The organism is Brachyspira alvinipulli ATCC 51933 (assembly GCF_000518245.1).
Classification (GTDB): Bacteria; Spirochaetota; Brachyspiria; order Brachyspirales; family Brachyspiraceae; genus Brachyspira; species Brachyspira alvinipulli.
In genome coordinates this window covers 27,947-47,636 of the sequence record NZ_KI912404.1, presented here as the reverse complement: position 1 = coordinate 47,636, position 19,690 = coordinate 27,947, and the positions used below count along the sequence as shown (strand labels likewise).

Below are 19,690 nucleotides of genomic sequence, written 5' to 3'. Positions count from 1 at the left end.
ATAATCTTTAATAGCTTCTTCATATTGTTTTAAATCATTTTTAGAAATACCTCTATTATAATAAGCTATAGAACAATTATTTTTATATTTTGCATATTCTTTATTGTTTTCATCATATACTTCTAATAAATTTTCTACAATTTTTATAAATTCATTATAATAATTTATAGATTCATTATATTCTTTATTATAATAAGCCTGATATGCCGAATTAAATAAATTTGATATTTGTATATTTATATTATTTTTTTCTATTAGTTTTTTAGTTTCTTCTTCTGCTTTATCTTTTATTGATTTTATTAATTGTTCGCTTTCTTTTTGTGCTTGTTCTTTTATATCTGATATCATTTGATTTGATTTTTCTTGAATAGAGTTAATGGAATCATTAAATTCTATTTTTAATTTATCTATTGAATTTAAAGTTTCGCTATTTTTTTCATTTATTTCTTTCAAAAATTGATTTGAGCTTTTTTCTAATTCAAATATTTTTCTTTGTGTTTCTGTATCAATTTTCAAATGCAAATTTTTACTCTCAAGTTCATAATGTTGTATTTTATCTTTGTAGTTTTCAATATCTTTTTTTAGACTTTCTATATATTCCAGATTGTCTTTGCTTTCGGATAAAATATTATTATTGATAAAAATACCTGCAAATGTAAATACTATCATTATTACAGACAAAAAAGCAAACCAGAAACTTAAAACATCGTTTGAGTTTTTCATTATTTCGGACATTGATGATTCTAATATTTTTGTATCTAAGTTAATCACTGTATTAGTATTATTAGTTATAATAGATTGTAAATGATTAGTATAATTTTCTAATATTTTATCGAATCTTCTCTCAACATTTTTGGCATGTACAAAATATATTAATGCAAACAAAAATATTGATGTTAAAAATAAACTTATAATTGTAGATTTGATTTCTCTGTCTTTCATAAATAAACCTCAAATGATTTGCTATATTATACAGCATTAGCAAAATTATTAATAATGTTTTATCAATTATACCTAAAATTATAATATATACTCAAGTTTGTATATATGTTTTTTGTTTTTACTTTTTGCTTATTTTTAATTTTATAGATTATTTAAATCTTTATTGCAGCATTTGTATATTTTTTAATTTTAATGAATCAATCTTTATTATTGTATTTAACTTACGATGAATATATAAACAAAATGGCATTTACCATGCCATTTTGTAAAAAAGAAATTATATAATTTAAAATTTTTTATAGTGCTTTCTAAAATTAAATACAAACTTTATTTTTTATAATACGTTGGCAGCAAGTTCTGCAAGCTGTGAACGCTCGCCTTTTTCAAGTGTTACAGTACCGCTTAAAACTTCTCCTTTTGTTCTGTCTATTAAATAAGTAAGTCCATTGTTTCTTTCATCCAAATAAGGAGTGTCTATCTGATGAATATCGCCTGTGAAAACTATTTTTGTTCCTTCGCCTGCCCTTGTTATAATAGTCTTTATTTCATGAGGAGTAAGGTTCTGTGCCTCATCTACTATAAAATAAATTTTGTTCAAACTTCTTCCTCTAATATATGCTAAAGGAGAAATAACTATTTTTTCATTTTCAAGCATTTTCTTTATATTCTTACTTTCATCGCTGTCATCAGAATGAATATGTTGTATTACTGAAAGGTTATCAAATAAAGGCTGCATATAAGGATCCAATTTACTATTAACATCACCAGGAAGGAAACCTAAATCTTTATTGGAAAGTGCTACTACAGGACGGGCTAAAAGTATTTGTCTGTACTCTCTCCTTTTTGCTAAGGCAGCAGCTAATGCTAAAAGCGTCTTTCCTGTTCCAGCTTTACCCATTATAGTAACTAAAGGTATATTATTGTCAAGTAAAACATCTAATGCCATAGCCTGTTCTTCATTTCTAGGTTTTATTCCATAAGCATCTATATTGGTATCAACATGAACTATAGTATTAGTATCTTCTTTATATTTTCCTATTACAGCCTCATCATCTTCTTTTACTCTGTAGCAGAAATATGTATTAGGATAAATTGAATGCTCACCTTTAACTTCTATTTCTTTATTTTCGCTAAGTTCTTTTATATAGATTTTGGCATTATCTCCTGAAATGCTTTCTATTCCTGTAAACAATGAAGATAATTTTTCTATCTTGTCAGTATTATAATCCTGAGTATCTATACCTAAACTTCTTGCCTTCATTCTCATATTAATATCTTTTGTTATGAGAATTACCCTTTGATTTTCACATTTTATATTATAAGCACATGATAGTATTTTATGATCCGGTATATTACCTGAGAATATTTTTCTAAAATCATCCCTCTCTTCATTATTAACATCTATAAATACTTTACTTTTATTATCAAGCAAAGCACCTTTTTTAAATATATCTTTTACTCCTTGAAGCTCCTCATTTTTTTCTACAATAACATCAAGCTCTCGTATAAACTCTCTGGCATTGAAATTGATTGTATCGCTTCCTTTTTTGAACTTATCAACCTCTTCCAAAACAGTAATAGGTATAACAATATTTGTCTCCTCAAAAGAAAATATTGATTTAAAATCATGTAATATAACATTAGTATCAAATACAAATACTTTTTTATTAGGTATAAAATTTTCTGTCATCGCAAATCCTTTTGTTGATTTTTACAGCATAATTTTTAAATACTATATAATAAGTATTATACAAAAGAAAGAAAAAAGCAAATGATGAATGCTTCTATTTTTGAAAACTTAATATTTAAAACTTGACAATATAATTAAATATCATATCATTTATAAAAAATGTATATTAGGAGAAACATATGAGTAAAGATTTCAAAGAACAATTTGATAAAGTTAAGCATTTACTTATTCCTGCTTTTGATTTGGATAAAGCATTTAGAGATAAAGAATTTAATAATATAAAATTAGATGTTCTAGATATAGGAGAAGTTAATCTTACAAGCGGAAAGATAATAGCATGCGATCCTTTAGCATATTTATATGAAGATGATATATCTCCTTTTATACAAACAGTAAAGCCTAATAAATATAAAGTGTCGCTTCTTATTATAGAGGATGAAGAAAGAATCGCTATGGCAAAAATTTCTTTCTCAAATAAAGAACCTAAAAGATACGAACTTGCTGTAACCGGAGAAGAAGATTTATCAGAAGTAGAGGAAGGAGAATTTTTCGGATATCCTGTAGATGCTGGTATGGGATGCATATGCGATGAAGAAACAGCAAAAAAATATTTAAGTTATGAACAAGATTTAGAAGAAAACAATAAAGATTTTGATAATAGATATGATGATTTATTTGCAGACTTATTAGAAGAAAATGCAAAGAAATATCCTAAATATCAATCTGAATACGGTGACTGGCTTAATTGGAATATACCGAATTCTGATTCAAATATAGTATTATTTTCAAGCGGTTATGGAGATGGATATTATCCTTCATACTTCGCTTATGATGAAAATGATGAAATATGTGCATTCTATACTATATTTATAGATTTAGATGACAATGAAGAAGATGAGGACTAAATTATAAACTTATAATTAAAGTTCCTGCTGTAATCATCAAGGTACCTATTATCACCTTTAATGTTAAGGCTTCTTTTAGGAATACTGCCGCTAATATTATAGTAAATACTAAAGAAAGTTTATCTATTACAACAACTTTATTAACCTCACCTATTTGCAATGCTTTAAAATAAAACAGCCATGATAATCCTGTTGCTATTCCTGATAATATTATAAATAGAAGAGTTTTTTTATCTATATTCTTTACAGCTTCTATAGTATTAATGGAGTTAGATGAATTAACATAAAAAACTACTATCCAAGACATTATTAGAATTACTATTGTTCTAATTGCTGTTGCTAAATTTGAATTTATATTTGAAAGACCAATTTTTACCAATATTGCTGTCATACTTGCAAATATTGATGATAAGAATGCATACAATAAATACATAAAAGTGTTAAATCCTTTAATTATAATTTTTTAAATAGTGTAATTATATTATATATAAAACTTAAAAAAATGAAAATTATAATATTTTTCTTGATTTTTTAATGAAAATGTTATAGCCTATTATATGTTAAGAAAATATAGGAGTAAGTACTTATGAATAAAAAAATTCCTATTATAATCGCAGCTGCAGCAGTAATAACAATATCAAGTACAATAATACTACTAAAAAAAAGAAATAAAAGTACTCTTCATCTTAAAAGCTATGACGGAAAATTTAGTATAGAGTTTCCAAATGGCTGGAAATCTTCAAAAATCAAAAATGAATTAAATGAAAATTCCAATTTAGAGGCAATTAATAATAAAAATGGAATATGCTTCATAATGTTTTCAAAACCTAAAAATGAATTAGACAATATAAGTTTAGATGAATATAATGAAACTATTTTAAATAGCGTAAAAGAAGAAAATATAATATCCAGCGATAAAATAAATATTAATAATAGAACAATTCACATAACAGAGTTTAATTCATATTATGAGAATATGCTTATACATTATATTTTATATACATTAGAAACAGAAAATTATTTCCATCAGGTAATGGCTGCACTTATAAATAATAATTTACAAATAAAAAGAGATAAAAAACAATTTAATACAATAAATAATATTTTATTGACATTGAAAGAGATTTAAAATTTAATGAAAAAAAATACTTTAATAATAATATTATTATTTTTGTTATCTGCTTTAATAGTATATGGAGAGCAGAAAATTTTTATATCTACAAAATTAAAGGGAAATGATTTACGCAAAGAATTAATTAAATGGGTAAAAAATGAAGCTGATAATAATAAATTTAGAAGCTATGATAATGGACTTGTTTATTTATTTTATGTATCGAATAAAGTTATAGATAATAATTCATTATGCTTTGATATAAATTTTCATATAGAATACGATAAATTTATAGTAGATTTTTCAAATATAAAATTATTAAACAATAAAACAGGCGAGTCAGAAGATTTAAAATTCAGCACATGGTCTACACTTACAAACAGCGGATGGTTCAAAGAATATAATGATACTATAACAATGATAGTAGAAGAATTAGAAAATATTATTAATGAGTAATGGAAATATATGCAAGAATTAATTTTATTCCCAAATAATAAAGCTAAAAATAATTATTTAAGAGATAAATATAATTATTATACAATGGATATAAGCAATTATAAAACTCTTCATCAATTTTATAAAATTCATTTTGATGCATTTCAATCAAATTATAATAGAGAAAATTCTAAAAAATATGCCGATGCCTCAATAGCTGTGATTAATCTCCATACAGCATTAAATGAATATGTAAAACAGAATAAAAACTCTTTAATTTCAAAACAGAATATCACTTATGAACTTGCAGATACTTTATATAAAACTATGGAAGAGATTACATTTGCTGAACTTATATCAAATAATGATAAATTATGTTATGAATATGATAATCTAAAAGAAATAAAAGAGATAATATCCATATACAAAAATATAAATAATGAAAATGATTTATTGGATCAATTTGATACTTTTAAACTTTTTATAAATGCAATACAAAATAAAGAAATAATTTCTTTTAATGAATATAACAAAATAATCATATATAATTTTGAAAAAATACCTCCTATACATACTATATTCTTAGAAAATATATCAAAGCATTATAATATAAATATAGAAGCTGTAATGCCTTATGATATGCGTAATTATTTCAATCATTATAAAATGTTTTTTAATTCTATAGACAATCTAAAAGTAAACAATATATCAAATTTTTCAAATGCATTAATAGAAAAAAAGAATTTAAATAAATATAAAGACAGCATTAAATTTATAGCAGGTTTCGGAGCCAAGCAGGAAGCAGATACAGTTGTTGATGAGATAATTAAATTGATAAATAACGGAACACCTTTATACGATATAGGAATAGTTTTTTCAAATATACAAAAATATAATGATGCTGTTTCAAGTAAATTAAGAGAATGCTCAATTAAATTCAATGAAAGAAGAGCAAGCTTTTTATGGAAGGTACCTATTATACCGGTATTAACTTCTATATTTTTAATATTAGATAGTTATGATGGTGAAATAAATGTAGATATGCTTATAAAAATATTATCATCATCTTATATACAGAATATAAAAGGAATAAATCCTTATAATATAAGAGATTTAATTTATGCTCCTAATTCAGAAGAAATATTTTCAAAGATGTCTTTAAATGAATTGAAAATAAAAATATTAAAAAAATTCTCTAATAATAAAGAGTCGGCGGATTCTATAATAGAGTTTTTAAATCTTTTAAACAAATTGGTATCAAAAAAAACTTATAAAGAAATAGGATTAACTTATATTAATATATTAAAGTTTTTAAAAATTGATTCTATATTTACAGAAGATGAAAATAATACTAATATATTTAATAATTTCTACAAATCAAAAGATGAATATTTTTATAGGGATAATCAGGCATTAGCTTTATTTTTAGATTTTGTATTAAAAATATCTAATACAGAAAATAAAGAGAAAATAAATCATTTAGATTTTTATACAGCTTTGAATGTACTTCTTAGAGATAAATCACTTATGCTTTCAGATAATAGAGAAACTTCTATAACTGTAAGCAATATGTATGATGCTAGAGGATTAAGATTTAAATATTTATTTATACTTGGTATGAATAATGACTTTTTAGTAAGAAGACCTAATACATTTTTTATAAGCGGAAAATTAAGAGATGCTGTAAATAAAAAATATTCCAAATATATTTTTAACACTCCGGAATTGCTTGCCGATAGTTCTTATGCTTTATTTTTAAATATAATATCTTCATGTTTTGAAAATACCAATATTTATTTTTCATTCAGACTTAAAGATGATGATGCAAATCCTGAGCTTCCTTTTTATTATATTGAAGATTTATATTCAGAGCTTTATAATGATGATTTTAAATTTGAAACTCTTCAAAAAAATGGGCTTATATATAGAAAAGATTATATACCAAGAGGAGAAAATATACATACAAAAAAAGAAAATATTATGAGCTTGTTCTTCTACAATGAAGTGGAAGATGATATTGAGGATTTAGAAGATATAGTAAAAATAGTAGAACATAAATCTCAAAAAAACGGATATAACAATTTTGAAGATAAGCATGAAGAGATAAAAGACTTCTTTAATAATATTTTTAAAAACAGCGTATCTGTAACTACTTTGCAGGCTATTATGGAATGCCCTGCTAAATTTTTTCACTCTAATTTATTTGAAAAAAAATCTGTTATTTCAAATGTTCAGGGTATAAGCTATATGGAAAAAGGTATTACATATCATAATATTTTTCAAAACTTTTACCAAAAAGTTCAAGAACAAAATGATTCATTGGACTGCTCTCTTAAAGAAAGCGAGTTTAATAATTATAATGATATAGCAAAACAGGCAATAGAAACCGAAATAGAAAGACTTAATAAATTATATTCAGAAAAAGATTTAAATGATAGGTATTTTATAGAATTTCAATTAGATCAGAATGTTATAAGAGAAGAAGCTTTAAATGTTATGAATTCTTTTATAAAAAAAGAGATAAGAGAAAACATCATAAAAGATGAAGAGATGGGATATCATTATATACCTTACAGATTTGAAGAACATATAGGAAGTACAAATTACGAGGATAAAAATGCTATTATATATTCAAATGGAGATTTCACACTCAAAATAAATGGAAGAATAGATAGAATAGATTTTAGTTATGAGGATAAAAACTTAAAAAAAATAAATGGAATTAGAATAGTTGATTATAAATCAAGCTATACATCAGAAAAGAAAAAAAAGATTGATGATGAGATAGAATTAAAAAAAGATATTATAAACACATATTTTCAGCCTATTTTATATTTAAAATATATATTATCCAAATATATAAAAGATGATGTATCTGACAGAATAAAAAACTGCGAGGTTGTATTTACTATATATAAAGAAAAGGATGTTGTTGATAAAAATACTAATATAAATAAAGTATATAATGACAGAGATTTGCTTCTTTCTATATGCGGATACATTGACAGCAATTATAATTTAAATGATTATTTTGATGAAGTATTCAATGAAATATTAAACGGCAAACTTGTTTATAAGCCAAGCGATAAGGCATGCTCTGCTTGTTTTAACAGTCAGTATTGCGATTTCTATAACGGTGCTGTTTCAGAAGAAGAATCATAAAAATTTTATATTAACAACTCAAATTTCGTATATTTTTTGACTTTTTGATTTAAAATTATATACTATATAGTATACAAAAAACAAAAAGGAGTATAAAAATGAAAGGGTTTGCTATGAAAAAAATAGGTGAAACAGGCTGGGTAGAAAAAGATATACCTGCTTGCGGACCTCTTGATGCCATCGTAAAACCTTTAGCTGTAGCAATATGTACTTCTGATATACATACTATTGCTGGTGCTATAGGCGAAAGAAAAGACATGATTTTAGGCCATGAAGTATGTGCTGAAGTTCATGAAGTTGGTTCTTTGGTAAAAGATTTTAAAAAGGGTGACAGAGTATTAGTTACTGCTATAACTCCTGATTGGAGTACAGTAGAAGCTCAAGGCGGTTATTCTATGCACTCCGGCGGAATGCTTAACGGATGGAAATTCTCTAACGTAAAAGACGGAGTATTTTCTGAATATTTCCATGTAAATGATGCTGATGGAAACCTTGCTTTACTTCCTGAAGGCATGGATCCTATAGATGCTTGTATGATTTCTGATATGGTTCCTACTGGTTTCCATGGTGCTGAATTAGCTGATATACAATATGGAGACAGCGTACTTGTTATAGGTATAGGCCCTGTTGGACTTATGGGTGTTGCAGGTGCTGCTTTAAGAGGAGCTTCAAGAATCATTGCTGTTGGTACTAGACCTAAATGCGTTGAAGTTGCTAAAATATATGGTGCTAATGAATTTATAAGCTATAAAAATGGTCCTATAGATGAACAAGTATTAAAAATGACTAATGGAAAAGGTGTAGATAAAGTTATTATAGCTGGAGGCGGTGTTGAAACTTTCTCTGAAGCTGTTAAATCTTTAAAACCTGGCGGAAAAATTGGTAATGTTAACTATTTAGGTTCAGGAGACAATGTATTGATACCTAGACTTGAATGGGGTGTTGGTATGGGTCATAAAGCTATATTCGGCGGACTTATGCCTGGCGGAAGATTAAGAGCTGAAAAACTAGGTTCTTTGGTTTCTTCTGGAAGATTAAATGTTAGACACTTAATCACTCATGTATATGAAGGATGGGATCAGCTTCCTGAAGCTGTAAGAATTATGGGTGAAAAACCTGCTGACTTGATTAAACCTGTAGTAAGAATTCAAAAATAATAATCAAATATATAATTAAAAGATGCCTGTATAATTTTTTATTCCGGCATTTTTTATATTTTAAAGCTCTATATTCCAATTAGCAGATTGTATCATAATATCTATTTCACTGTATGCTTTTGAAAGTTTATCTATTTCTTTTTGAATATCTTTAACATTTACTAAAGTAGTCATTTTTATTTCATTCTTAGATGTTCTATAATCTTTATTATAAACTTCCTGCAAAATATCTTTATAAATTTGCATATCTCTAAGCAGCTTATCTCTAATACTTAATGCTTCTGCCATTGATATACCTGTATCTAATATGCTTTCATGGTTTTTAATATTTATTTTTTTTGTGATATCATGAAGTTCATTGTTAGTCTTTATATAGTCTTTAATCAAATAATGAGCATTCTCATCCGGTTCATCATTTTCCTGAACTCTTACATTATTTTTTGCCCTTTCTTTCAAATTTTCAAGTCTTTTTATATATTCATCCCTTTTTATTAACGCTTCTCCTAATTTCATAAATATTCTCCTTTTTATTTATTACTATATTATAATATAGTTAAACGATTTTATTTTGTCAATTAATTTTATATGAGTTAATAAATATATTTTATTTTTTTACTGATAATATGTTTTAATATGTACTATGAGAAATATTTTTTATTTATGTTTATTTTTAATAATAATCAGCGTAAGCTGCAATATGTATGTAAATGATAATATAGGAATATTAGTATTTGATGAGGATATAAAAGGTAATAAAATAACCAATGAAAAATTAGAGTTTGTATTGGTAAAACGTGAAAATACTAATAGTTTTAATAAACTTACATACTTTGCAGGCAATATAGATAATAAAAATGGATATCAGACTATAAATGATATCAGAGAGGCTATGTATATAGAAGATATAAATGATACTAACAGCATTACACATATAAATACTAATAATTATAAAATGATGATAGATTATAATAAAGAAAATATACTATTTAAAGATAATGACGGCAAAGAGTATGTTCTTCCATTAAATAATGATGAAAATACTTGGTTTTACAAACTGCTTCAAAATAATACGAATTTGTAGTATATCATACTTTATAAATGGCATAATATTATCCATTTCATTATACTTGTTTCAAAACTACCTAACAAAATTAATTCCTAAATTATCAACATAATTTTAATTAAAAAATAATGTTATATAATAACTAATTTCAATGTATAAAACGCAGTCTTTTTGTTTCTCCCGCAGCCACACCAAAGACTGAACATAGTCCAAAAGAACTAGTGTTTTGGATAAAGACTCAATTATAAAAAATATTTATTGATTTACTATTGAAATAAGCCTATTAACATATAAAAAATAAACTTAGTTTATATTTAAAATAACTATACCGAAAATTTACACGGATAATGATATCTAAAAAAGCTATAAATTTACAGTATTTTTATATATTGTGGATTAAATTTAATTGATTATTTTTTAATAGAATTGTATAATTAAATAATATAAATTAGTAGGAAAAGAGATGTATATAAAGAATCTTAATTTGCATGGATTCAAATCATTTGCTATAGAAACAAATATAGAATTTAATGAAGGAGTTACAGTAGTTCTTGGACCTAATGGTATAGGAAAAAGCAATATTGTAGAAGCCTTTTTATGGGTTATGGGAGAACAATCCGCAAGCAGATTAAGAATAGATAGTGCCAAAGGTTTGGAAAGTGTTATATTTCATGGTACAGACACTAGAAAGCCATCCTCTTTAGCTCAGGTTGCCCTTACATTGGACAATAAATCCAGATGGATAAAAAAATATGATATTGATGAGGTTATAGTAACACGCAAATACTATAGAAAGGGATTATCTGAGTATTATATCAATGATGAACAGGTAAGATTAAAAGATATTGTTGATATGTTTTTAGATACAGGTTTGGGTAAGAACGCCTATTCTGTTATTAAGCAGGGTACTGTTTCTGAAATTGCCAAGCAGAAACCGGAAGAGAGAAGAAGCATAATTGAAAATGCTGCCGGAATAAGCAAATATCTTGAAAGAAGAAGAGAGGCTACAAAAAAACTTGAAGAGTCTGAAAAAAATCTTGATAATGTAAAAATACAGATTAAAGAGGCTGAAAAACATTATAAATCTTTGAAAGATCAGGCAGCAAGAACTGAAAAGTATTATTCATTAAAAGACGAGCAGAAAAAAATAAATATAAGCATTAATGTAAATCAAGTAAAAAAATTAAGAATTACTTTAGAAGAACAGACTAAAAGTTTAGAAGATCATAATAATAAAAAACAGGAATTAGAAAAAGAGCTTGAAGATTTAGATAATCAAAAACAGCAGGAATTATTAAAATTTGAAGAAACTAGAACATTGTCAATAGAACTTGATAAACAGGTATCATTGATTATGACCGAACTTACTCATATAGAGAAGATGGCCAATCAATTAAAAAATCAGCTAGATAATGCAAGTAAAGAAAAAGAAGAAACTATAAATAGAAAAAACATTTTATTAAAAAGACTTGAAGAAGATAAAAATAAAATAGCAGAACTTGAAGAGGATGTAAAAACTATAGCTGAAAACATAGAAAGATCATTGAAGGAACAGGAAATAGAAGAAAGCAATATTGCAAATGAACAGAATAAAATAGCAAGTTTGAATGATCAAATTTCTATGATAACTCAGGAAAATCAAAATGCCACATTAAAAATTGCGGATGCAAGAGAAAGACAATTAGAAGTTATAAATAAAATCATAACTGAGATAGATGAAAAGAAAAAAGATGTTATGGGAAACAGCTTTTATCAGAATATAGGAAAGCATGAAAGCGATATTGATATAGGTTTTAATAATCTTCTTAATTCTATTAATACAAAGATGAACACCATAAGAGATTTTGAAGATGACGGAGTATTATCAAATTTAAATGAACTTAATTTTAATTCTATTTCAAGTTTTATTAGGAATTTAGGTGAAAGTTTAGATACAGAAAAAAAAGATGCTTTATTTTTGCAAGGAATATTTAAAGAGTATACTAAAATAAAAGACCCTTTTGTTGATTTGCTCTTTGATAAAGAAGGTACTTATATGCAAAAAGAAGCAATTGATAAAGAAATATCAGATTTGGAAGGATTTATAAAAGCTAATATAGAAAAAATGGAAGAATTAAATAATGAAATAAGACTTTCAACAGAAAATATAAATAAATCCAATTCTATTCTTACAACTCTTACTATAGAAAGAGCAAAATACGAAACAAATAGAAAAGCATCTGAAGAGAGAAAAGATTTAATATTAAAAAGCATGAAGCTGGTTGAAGATGAATTTGCATCTCTAAATGAAAAAATAAACAGACTCGAAGAAGATTATAAAAATCTTAATGAAGAATATAAGGAAAACTCAATTACTTATAAAGAACTTGAAAAGAAAAAATCCAAAACAGAAAGCGAATCAAGACATAAAGCAAATGAAATAAAAAAGGCAGAATCTGCATTATCAAATTTTGAATCAAGTTTGGCAAAGCGTGTAAGAAAATTAAATGAAATAAATGAAAACATTACAAGAGTCGGAGAGAGAATAAATCAGAGCAAAGATAAAATTAACGATATATATACTCATTTCTATGAGAATTATGCACTTAATTTAAAAGAGTTTGAAGATAATACTCAAAACTTAATAGATGAAGAAACTTTTAGAAATAAATTGAATACTGTTAATGAAAAAATCAAAAATTTAGGTCATATAAATGAAATGGCTTTAGATGAATATCAGGAAGCTAAAAACAGATTTGATTTTTTAAGCAAGCAGAAAGAAGATTTAGAAAAATCTAAAGAAGAGATATTAAAAATAATAGTAGATGCCAATAAAAAAGCAGGAGAAGATTTCTTAAAAACATTCAATGAGATAAATAAAAAATTCTCAGAAACTTTTAAAATATTATTCGGCGGCGGTAATGCAGGATTAAAAATACAAAATGAAGAGGATTTATTAAACAGTCCTATAGATATATTCGCACAGCCTCCTGGCAAAAAAATGGAAAATATAGTTTCTTACTCCGGAGGAGAACTAACAATGACAGGGCTTGCCTTAGTATTCGCAATATTCTTATACAGACCTAGTCCTTTCTGTATACTTGATGAGGTTGATGCCGCACTTGACGGAGCTAATATTATAAGATACAAGAATATGGTTAAAAATCTTTCTGATAAAACTCAATTCTTAATCATTACGCATGATGAAGTTTCGGCTACTATTGCTGATGCTTATTACGGAATAACAGCAGAAGAGAAAGGCGTATCAAAAATATTTACTGTTAAAGTAGATAAAGACGGTACTGTAAATGGAAGTCAGGAAAAGTTGGTAACTCAGGAATAATTTTTAATTTACATATAACTTTATATATAATAAAGCTATATGTAAATATATAAAAATTAATTTACTTTTGAAAGCTGTCCATTGCTTGTAGTATTATCGGTATTTTCTATTGTTAATGTCATATAACCATCATTAAAAACAAATGAATATCTCTTTCCATTTTTGGATGCAGTATATGAATTATCAGAAGTTTGTATTAATTCTTCTTCTGATATATTCGTTACTCCCTCATATCCATTATCTCCTTCTATAGTAATTTCTATAGAACCAAATTCATCAACTATTACAGTGCATTTATTCGTTATAAGCTGTCTTGTATTGTTAGTGGTATTTAAAACACCTTCATATCTGCTTTCATTTTTTACAGGATTGCTGCAGCTTAAAATAAAAAATATAGAAATAGATAATATTATAATTTTAGAAAAATCTTTCATAAAAACCCCAAATAAATAATTTAATTTTTATAGATAATAATACTTTTTATAAATTTGTAAATAGTAATTTATTAAATTATTTTTTTATCATAGTATTATCAATAATTATATCTTCGGCTCCGTAGTTCATACTTCCTTTTATAGTGCAATTTGTAATGCTTTCAAAAGTTATAGCTTCCATTACCCCGTCTGTTTCCGGTTTGAATGAATAATCTTCTATTATATATTGATTATTTTTTACTTGAATTACGGGACTGCTTCCTATAGGCAAAGAAACAGATTATCATCATTAACAGTCATTGCCATTCCTATTATATTGCCTAAATCCCCTACCCAAACGCCAGCATATTTATTTGTATTAGATTTACTATAGCTTATAAACAAAATTAATAATAAAAATGCCAAAAATATTTTTTTCATTTTTATTTTTCCTTTTTAGCAAAACTATTCTCTTCGCCTTTAAGCATTCTTTTATAGTTTGGTATATGTTTTACTATTATGAATATGGCTAAAAGTATAGCAATTGGAAGAAGTACTATAAAGTTTATATTGAAAAATATTCTGTATAAGAAATTAACCTTGAAATATAATAAACTCAAAACTATAGGAAAAGCAACAGCTCCGAAAGTAGAACCTATAGCAACAGTTTTTTTAGATAAGAATAAACCTATAAAGAAAAATACCATAGTAATAATTAAACTTATAGGCGCAAGCATAAACATTGAACCTGCACTTGTTGCTACTCCCTTACCACCTTTAAAACCTAAAAATATAGAAAATACATGACCTAATATAGAAGCAACAGCACAAGCAACTAAAATATAACTATGATTTGAAATTATATCAGAGAGAATAAAAGAAGGAACAACAACAGCTATCATCCCCTTTCCTATATCGCAAATATAAGCAGCAATTCCAGCCTTTTTGCCGCATACTCTAAGTACATTGCTTGCACCTGGATTACAGCTTCCTTCCTTTCTAACATCATGCCCATTTATTTTACCTATTATAAAAGAAAATGGTATAGCCCCAATTATATAGGATATTAATATGCTTATTACTATTTTAATTATCATCTTTTTTACCCCTCTTTCTGAAATTAAGTATTATAGGTGTTCCTCTGAAATCAAACATCTCTCTAAATCTATTTTCTAAATATCTTTTATAATGCGAATTTAATTTATGCGGATGATTGCAAAATACAGCGAATGCAGGAGGATTTACCCCAGTTTGAGTAACATAAAAAATCTTGAAAGGGCTCCTTCCAGCTGTAATAGTATATTCTCTTGTGGCACGAACCATAGTTTCTGTTAGTGCATGAGTTTCAAATCTTTGAAGTCTTGTTTTAGCAACTCTTACTGCAAGCGATAAAAGTTTTTCCGCATCATTTTTTCTTGTAGCACATACTCTTGCATAAAAAGCATAATTAAGAACAGGAAAAGTCTCTTTCATATAAGCTTCATAATCATTCCAAGTTGTTCCTTTATCTCTTATATCCCATTTATTTGCAGCTATTACTATTCCTTTTCTTCTTTCTATTATAAGATTGGCTATTGTTTTATCCTGATCCGTAAGACCTTCAAAAACATCAAGCATTAATATGCATACATCTGAAGATTCTATAGCCTTTATAGCTCTGTTTACACTGTAATATTCAACATCCGTATTAACATTTTTTTTCTTTCTTATTCCAGCTGTATCAACTAAACAAATATCATCACCTTTAAAATTAAAAGTTTCATCTATTGCATCTCTTGTAGTTCCCGCAATATCTGAAACTATGCTTCTGTCTTTTCCTATTAATGTATTTAGTAAAGTAGATTTTCCTGCATTAGGTTTTCCAACTATTGCTATATTGATTGTTTTCTTTTGTGATATATATTCATCAAGTCTATATTGTTTTGATTTTTCTTTTTTATTATAATTTTCTTCTTCATCTTCTTCGTCTAAATCATCATCATAATATTCAAAATCTTCAACACTATTTTCAATTTCTATTATATCATCATTATTAGAATTATTATTTTTAGAGATTTCTCTTTCAGCTTCTAAATCAATTCCTATTCTTTCAAGAATTTCTAATATTTTTTCTCTTAAATCATCAATACCGTTATTATGTTCAGCACTTATTGGTACTATATCTTTTATACCCAAAGAATAAAATTCATTTATTAAATCTGTATGTGAATCAGCATCCACTTTATTAACAACAAGTATAATAGGTTTTCCTGATTTTCTTATAGTATTTATAAAATGTCTGTCATCCGGATGAGTTTGATGGGCATCAACGAGAAATAAAAGTATATCAGCCTCTTCCATAGCTGTTTTTAATGCTTTTTCTCTTACCTTTTCATTTAGAACATCATCGCTTATATCAAGAAGTCCGCCTGTATCAAATACATTAAATGCTATATCATCAATATAAGTGCATGCCATACTTATATCTCTTGTTACTCCGGCCATAGGATCAACTATAGACTTTCTCCTTCCAACAAATCTATTAAAAAGCGTAGATTTTCCAACATTAGGTCTTCCAAGTATGGCAATATTTTTCATTCATTAAACCCTTAATACAATAATAGTGTACAAGTTAAAATAATATCATAATTTTTAATATATTGCCATTATATTTTTATCTTATAAGAATTATAAAATATACAGCAATTCTACAATATTTTCGGTATTTTTTTATTTTGAAATATTTAGTTATATATTCTTAATTATATCTAAAATACCATATATACCTATATTGACATTTTTATTTTTATAATATATATTATTAAGCGAGGTTTTATTTTTATGAAAAGTTGTATTATGTCATTAATTGCATATTCAAACACAACATCATAAATAATATTAAAAATAAATAATAAAGCTAATTACCAAATTAGTAAGTAAGTGCACATACTTATAAAAATATAAACAATAATGGAGGTGTATAATGAAAAAACTAATTTTAATTCTATCATTTTTATTTAGTATCTTTGCTATATCTTGTTCAAATAATAATAACAATATATTTAATGCTATAGTAAATAATGATTTAGAAGGTCTCAAAAAATTAATAAACAAAGAAAATATTAATACTGGAATAACCATAAAAGATGAGGTTTCTATATTAGATAGATCTTATGAGATTAATAAAGAAACTCCTATCATATTAGCTGTACTTAGTAGAAATAAAGATATGATAAGATATCTGCTTGATAATGGTGCTGATCCTTCTATTTATGACGGCAGAGAGAGAAATGCTTTTCTTTGGGCTTGCGGTGCAGGTAATGTTGAAATTATACAGATGTTAGTTGAACATGATCCTAATTTAGTTAATTCAAGAACTGGCAATAATGCTAATGGAATTATTATAGCAGCGGATTTTCGTAATATAGATGTATTTGAATATTTAGTAAAAGATTTAGGTCTTGATGTAAATCACATGGATGATTTAGGAGTAACTGCTCTGCTTTTATCTCGTAAAAAAGAGGCTAAAGAAAAATTAATAGAACTTGGTGCAAAAAGATAAGAATAATAACAAGCAGCCAGTAACTTTAGTTGCTGGCTTATATTGGCCATGCTGTAGGTAAGGAGCCTTATGGTTGGCATAGTAACAATAAAATATAATTTATAAAAATTGTGAGCCTCCAGCAAATTTATTTGCTGGAGTTTGATCAGCGAACAATTTTTATTAGTAATAATAGGAATTCAAATGGTAAAAAAATATATTGTGTTAATTATTGTTGGAGTAGTTTTTATGGTAAATGCTTCTTATGGTATATCTCAAGATGAAAAGAATTTTCTGCATGCATGCCGTTATGGGCAAATGTATGTAATTGAAGAATTAATTGATAAAGTTAATATTAATGTTCAAGATGAAGAAGGATATACTCCTTTAATGAATGCTATAACAGAAGGAGAAATAGAGGTTGTTAAAATTTTATTAGAGCATAACGCAGATGTTACTAAAATAAAAGATAATAACGGAAGAAATGCATTTTTCTGGGCTGCTGTTTTAGATGAACTTGAAATGTTAAAACTATTTGAAAAATATAATCCTGATTTTAATGTGTCAGATAATTATGGTTCTAATGCTTTGTTTTTTACTAGAAAAGCAGAAACAGTTAATTATTTACTTAAAAATGGTGCAGATATAAATAAAAAAAATAAATCCGGAAGAACTCCTTTAATACAGCATTCTTTAGCTTATGAAAATCAAGATCATGTTAAGTTCTTACTTGAAAAAGGTGCAGATATTAATGCTCAGGATAATGAAGGCGTAACAACATTGATGTTTGCAGTTCAAACTGATAAAACAAAAATAATAGATATATGTTTATCAGAAAAGGCAGATATCAATATGAAAGATAAAGAAGGAAAAACAGCTTTATTTCATACAATATCATCTTTTGGTATTTTAGAAAATGTTAAGGCAATGACAGAGAATATGTTTGGAGATCATGCCAAAACAGATTATATAAAAAATTATATGAATCAAAAGAAAATGGAAGAGACAGATACAGCTATAAGACTTATAAAGTTATTAGTATCTAATGGTGCGGATATTAATGCCCAAGATAATAAAGGAAACACTTTATTAATGTATGCCATAGCACTTCGCAATGAGCCTCTTATAAATGAGATATTAAAATTAAATCCTGATGTGAATATAAAAAATAAAGAAGGTAAAACAGCTAATGATATGGCAAAGGAGTACGGTTATAAAATAGTAAAATAGTGAATGTTTTATAAAAAGGATAATAAAAAATTAAAACTATATAGAACTAATAAAAAACTTGTGAATGTAGTAAAAAATAAGTTTTTTATATATAATAAAAAAAGCAGCAAGATACACTTGTAGGGGGTATAACAGTAAAATGAAAAATTACAAGATTTTGAAAATTATATTAATAAAAAGTGAGCCGACCAACACTCTGTGTGCTGGACGAAGTCCACCTCGCGAAGCGTGCCGACGAAGTCCACCTATGGTGTCGGCAGGTGTCGGCAAGGCACCCTTCGGGTGACACAACAACAAAATAAAAAATTACAAGATTTTGAAAACTACATATAATAAAAAAGTGAGCCGAAGCAGCCAGTAACTTTAGTTGCTGGCTTATATTAGCGTAGGCGACCGGGTAGGCACCCTTTGGGTGACATAATAATAATAGGAGTTATTACAATGAAAAAAATTATTTTATTTCTTTTAAGTATTAATTTTTTATGGGCATTTCCACCTACTGAAGCGTATTTTTCTGAACTTTTAAGCGATAATGGTAAAGTGACAAAAAATACACTTAAAGCCTATAATGTAGAAAGTTATGGTATAGTTTATTTTGGTGGAGAGATTACATTAACAGGAGTTCTTGAAAGATCTGATAATTATGATATGGGAAATAATTATACTGCTTTAAGATTTTATCCTGATAATAATGTAGATCTTCCTTTTTTATATGCTTCATCTGAAATGGATTTGAAAAA

At 26.2% G+C, this 19,690-nt stretch carries 17 protein-coding genes and 2 pseudogenes; 10 read left to right on the top strand and 9 right to left on the bottom strand.

The window, feature by feature from the left end; genetic code table 11:
- A pseudogene (locus T324_RS18140) lies at positions 1-942 on the bottom strand (tetratricopeptide repeat protein); the annotation flags it as partial.
- Positions 943-1,276: 334 nt separating this feature from the next.
- Entirely contained in the window at positions 1,277-2,632 is a 1,356-nt protein-coding gene (locus T324_RS0110350; protein ID WP_028330191.1) for a PhoH family protein, read from the bottom strand.
- Positions 2,633-2,811: 179 nt separating this feature from the next.
- On the opposite strand from T324_RS0110350, the gene T324_RS0110345 reads away from it, so the two are divergent.
- A complete protein-coding gene (locus T324_RS0110345) occupies positions 2,812-3,537 on the top strand; it encodes a DUF4241 domain-containing protein (protein WP_028330190.1) in 726 nt (241 codons plus the stop codon).
- A 1-nt stretch (position 3,538) separates the two neighbouring features.
- Here the strand turns inward: T324_RS0110345 and T324_RS0110340 are convergent, their stop codons facing one another.
- Positions 3,539-3,970, bottom strand: a complete 432-nt coding sequence (locus tag T324_RS0110340; RefSeq protein WP_028330189.1) for an EamA family transporter — start codon at positions 3,968-3,970, stop codon at positions 3,539-3,541.
- 153 nt (positions 3,971-4,123) lie between these two features.
- Between T324_RS0110340 and T324_RS0110335 the strand changes: the two genes are divergently transcribed.
- From T324_RS0110335 to T324_RS0110320, 4 genes are all read left to right on the top strand, one after another.
- The gene (locus T324_RS0110335; protein ID WP_028330188.1) at positions 4,124-4,666 is read left to right on the top strand and encodes a hypothetical protein; all 543 of its coding nucleotides are present in this window, start codon (positions 4,124-4,126) and stop codon (positions 4,664-4,666) included.
- Between the two features lie 6 nt (positions 4,667-4,672).
- Positions 4,673-5,104 (top strand): hypothetical protein, encoded by a 432-nt coding sequence (locus T324_RS0110330; RefSeq protein ID WP_028330187.1) that lies wholly within the window; start codon positions 4,673-4,675, stop codon positions 5,102-5,104.
- 9 nt (positions 5,105-5,113) lie between these two features.
- Positions 5,114-8,245 (top strand): PD-(D/E)XK nuclease family protein, encoded by a 3,132-nt coding sequence (locus T324_RS17165; protein WP_051436835.1) that lies wholly within the window; start codon positions 5,114-5,116, stop codon positions 8,243-8,245.
- A 98-nt stretch (positions 8,246-8,343) separates the two neighbouring features.
- Positions 8,344-9,402, top strand: coding sequence for an NAD(P)-dependent alcohol dehydrogenase (locus T324_RS0110320; RefSeq protein WP_028330186.1), 1,059 nt, complete (start codon positions 8,344-8,346; stop codon positions 9,400-9,402).
- 60 nt (positions 9,403-9,462) lie between these two features.
- Here the strand turns inward: T324_RS0110320 and T324_RS0110315 are convergent, their stop codons facing one another.
- A complete protein-coding gene (locus T324_RS0110315; protein ID WP_028330185.1) occupies positions 9,463-9,915 on the bottom strand; it encodes a DIP1984 family protein in 453 nt (150 codons plus the stop codon).
- A 184-nt stretch (positions 9,916-10,099) separates the two neighbouring features.
- Between T324_RS0110315 and T324_RS0110310 the strand changes: the two genes are divergently transcribed.
- Both T324_RS0110310 and T324_RS0110305 read left to right on the top strand, forming a co-directional pair.
- Positions 10,100-10,483, top strand: coding sequence for a hypothetical protein (locus T324_RS0110310; RefSeq protein ID WP_425387433.1), 384 nt, complete (start codon positions 10,100-10,102; stop codon positions 10,481-10,483).
- A gap of 445 nt (positions 10,484-10,928) precedes the next feature.
- On the top strand, positions 10,929-13,787 hold the full coding sequence (locus T324_RS0110305; protein WP_028330183.1) for a chromosome segregation SMC family protein: 2,859 nt from the start codon (positions 10,929-10,931) through the stop codon (positions 13,785-13,787).
- A gap of 56 nt (positions 13,788-13,843) precedes the next feature.
- Here the strand turns inward: T324_RS0110305 and T324_RS0110300 are convergent, their stop codons facing one another.
- The 5 genes from T324_RS0110300 to der all read right to left on the bottom strand — a co-directional run bounded on the left by T324_RS0110300 (position 13,844) and on the right by der (position 16,777).
- Entirely contained in the window at positions 13,844-14,221 is a 378-nt protein-coding gene (locus tag T324_RS0110300) for a hypothetical protein (RefSeq protein WP_028330182.1), read from the bottom strand.
- Between the two features lie 76 nt (positions 14,222-14,297).
- A complete protein-coding gene (locus T324_RS0110295; RefSeq protein WP_028330181.1) occupies positions 14,298-14,492 on the bottom strand; it encodes a hypothetical protein in 195 nt (64 codons plus the stop codon).
- Complete coding sequence (locus tag T324_RS18055; RefSeq protein WP_156920163.1) at positions 14,483-14,641, bottom strand: hypothetical protein; 159 nt, start codon at positions 14,639-14,641, stop codon at positions 14,483-14,485. Before T324_RS18055 ends, T324_RS0110295 begins: the two co-directional genes overlap by 10 nt.
- Before the next feature lie 2 nt (positions 14,642-14,643).
- A complete protein-coding gene (plsY, locus tag T324_RS0110285) occupies positions 14,644-15,297 on the bottom strand; it encodes a glycerol-3-phosphate 1-O-acyltransferase PlsY (protein ID WP_028330180.1) in 654 nt (217 codons plus the stop codon).
- The gene (der, locus tag T324_RS0110280) at positions 15,287-16,777 is read right to left on the bottom strand and encodes a ribosome biogenesis GTPase Der (RefSeq protein WP_028330179.1); all 1,491 of its coding nucleotides are present in this window, start codon (positions 16,775-16,777) and stop codon (positions 15,287-15,289) included. Before der ends, plsY begins: the two co-directional genes overlap by 11 nt.
- Positions 16,778-17,162: 385 nt before the next feature.
- Here der and T324_RS0110275 point away from each other — a divergent pair, with 385 nt between their 5' ends.
- The 3 genes and pseudogenes from T324_RS0110275 to T324_RS17160 form a co-directional block, all read left to right on the top strand.
- On the top strand, positions 17,163-17,741 hold the full coding sequence (locus T324_RS0110275) for an ankyrin repeat domain-containing protein (RefSeq protein ID WP_028330178.1): 579 nt from the start codon (positions 17,163-17,165) through the stop codon (positions 17,739-17,741).
- A 183-nt stretch (positions 17,742-17,924) separates the two neighbouring features.
- A complete protein-coding gene (locus T324_RS0110270; protein WP_028330177.1) occupies positions 17,925-18,950 on the top strand; it encodes an ankyrin repeat domain-containing protein in 1,026 nt (341 codons plus the stop codon).
- Between the two features lie 441 nt (positions 18,951-19,391).
- Positions 19,392-19,690: pseudogene (locus tag T324_RS17160) on the top strand (hypothetical protein); the annotation flags it as partial.

Bases quoted from the DNA above. Each gene is read 5' to 3' on its own strand.
- T324_RS0110350 (WP_028330191.1), bottom strand. From the start codon at position 2,632: ATGACAGAAAATTTTATACCTAATAAAAAAGTATTTGTATTTGATACT.
- T324_RS0110345 (WP_028330190.1), top strand. From the start codon at position 2,812: ATGAGTAAAGATTTCAAAGAACAATTTGATAAAGTTAAGCATTTACTT.
- T324_RS0110340 (WP_028330189.1), bottom strand. From the start codon at position 3,970: ATGTATTTATTGTATGCATTCTTATCATCAATATTTGCAAGTATGACA.
- T324_RS0110335 (WP_028330188.1), top strand. From the start codon at position 4,124: ATGAATAAAAAAATTCCTATTATAATCGCAGCTGCAGCAGTAATAACA.
- T324_RS0110330 (WP_028330187.1), top strand. From the start codon at position 4,673: ATGAAAAAAAATACTTTAATAATAATATTATTATTTTTGTTATCTGCT.
- T324_RS17165 (WP_051436835.1), top strand. From the start codon at position 5,114: ATGCAAGAATTAATTTTATTCCCAAATAATAAAGCTAAAAATAATTAT.
- T324_RS0110320 (WP_028330186.1), top strand. From the start codon at position 8,344: ATGAAAGGGTTTGCTATGAAAAAAATAGGTGAAACAGGCTGGGTAGAA.
- T324_RS0110315 (WP_028330185.1), bottom strand. From the start codon at position 9,915: ATGAAATTAGGAGAAGCGTTAATAAAAAGGGATGAATATATAAAAAGA.
- T324_RS0110310 (WP_425387433.1), top strand. From the start codon at position 10,100: ATGTATGTAAATGATAATATAGGAATATTAGTATTTGATGAGGATATA.
- T324_RS0110305 (WP_028330183.1), top strand. From the start codon at position 10,929: ATGTATATAAAGAATCTTAATTTGCATGGATTCAAATCATTTGCTATA.
- T324_RS0110300 (WP_028330182.1), bottom strand. From the start codon at position 14,221: ATGAAAGATTTTTCTAAAATTATAATATTATCTATTTCTATATTTTTT.
- T324_RS18055 (WP_156920163.1), bottom strand. From the start codon at position 14,641: ATGAAAAAAATATTTTTGGCATTTTTATTATTAATTTTGTTTATAAGC.
- plsY (WP_028330180.1), bottom strand. From the start codon at position 15,297: ATGATAATTAAAATAGTAATAAGCATATTAATATCCTATATAATTGGG.
- der (WP_028330179.1), bottom strand. From the start codon at position 16,777: ATGAAAAATATTGCCATACTTGGAAGACCTAATGTTGGAAAATCTACG.
- T324_RS0110275 (WP_028330178.1), top strand. From the start codon at position 17,163: ATGAAAAAACTAATTTTAATTCTATCATTTTTATTTAGTATCTTTGCT.
- T324_RS0110270 (WP_028330177.1), top strand. From the start codon at position 17,925: ATGGTAAAAAAATATATTGTGTTAATTATTGTTGGAGTAGTTTTTATG.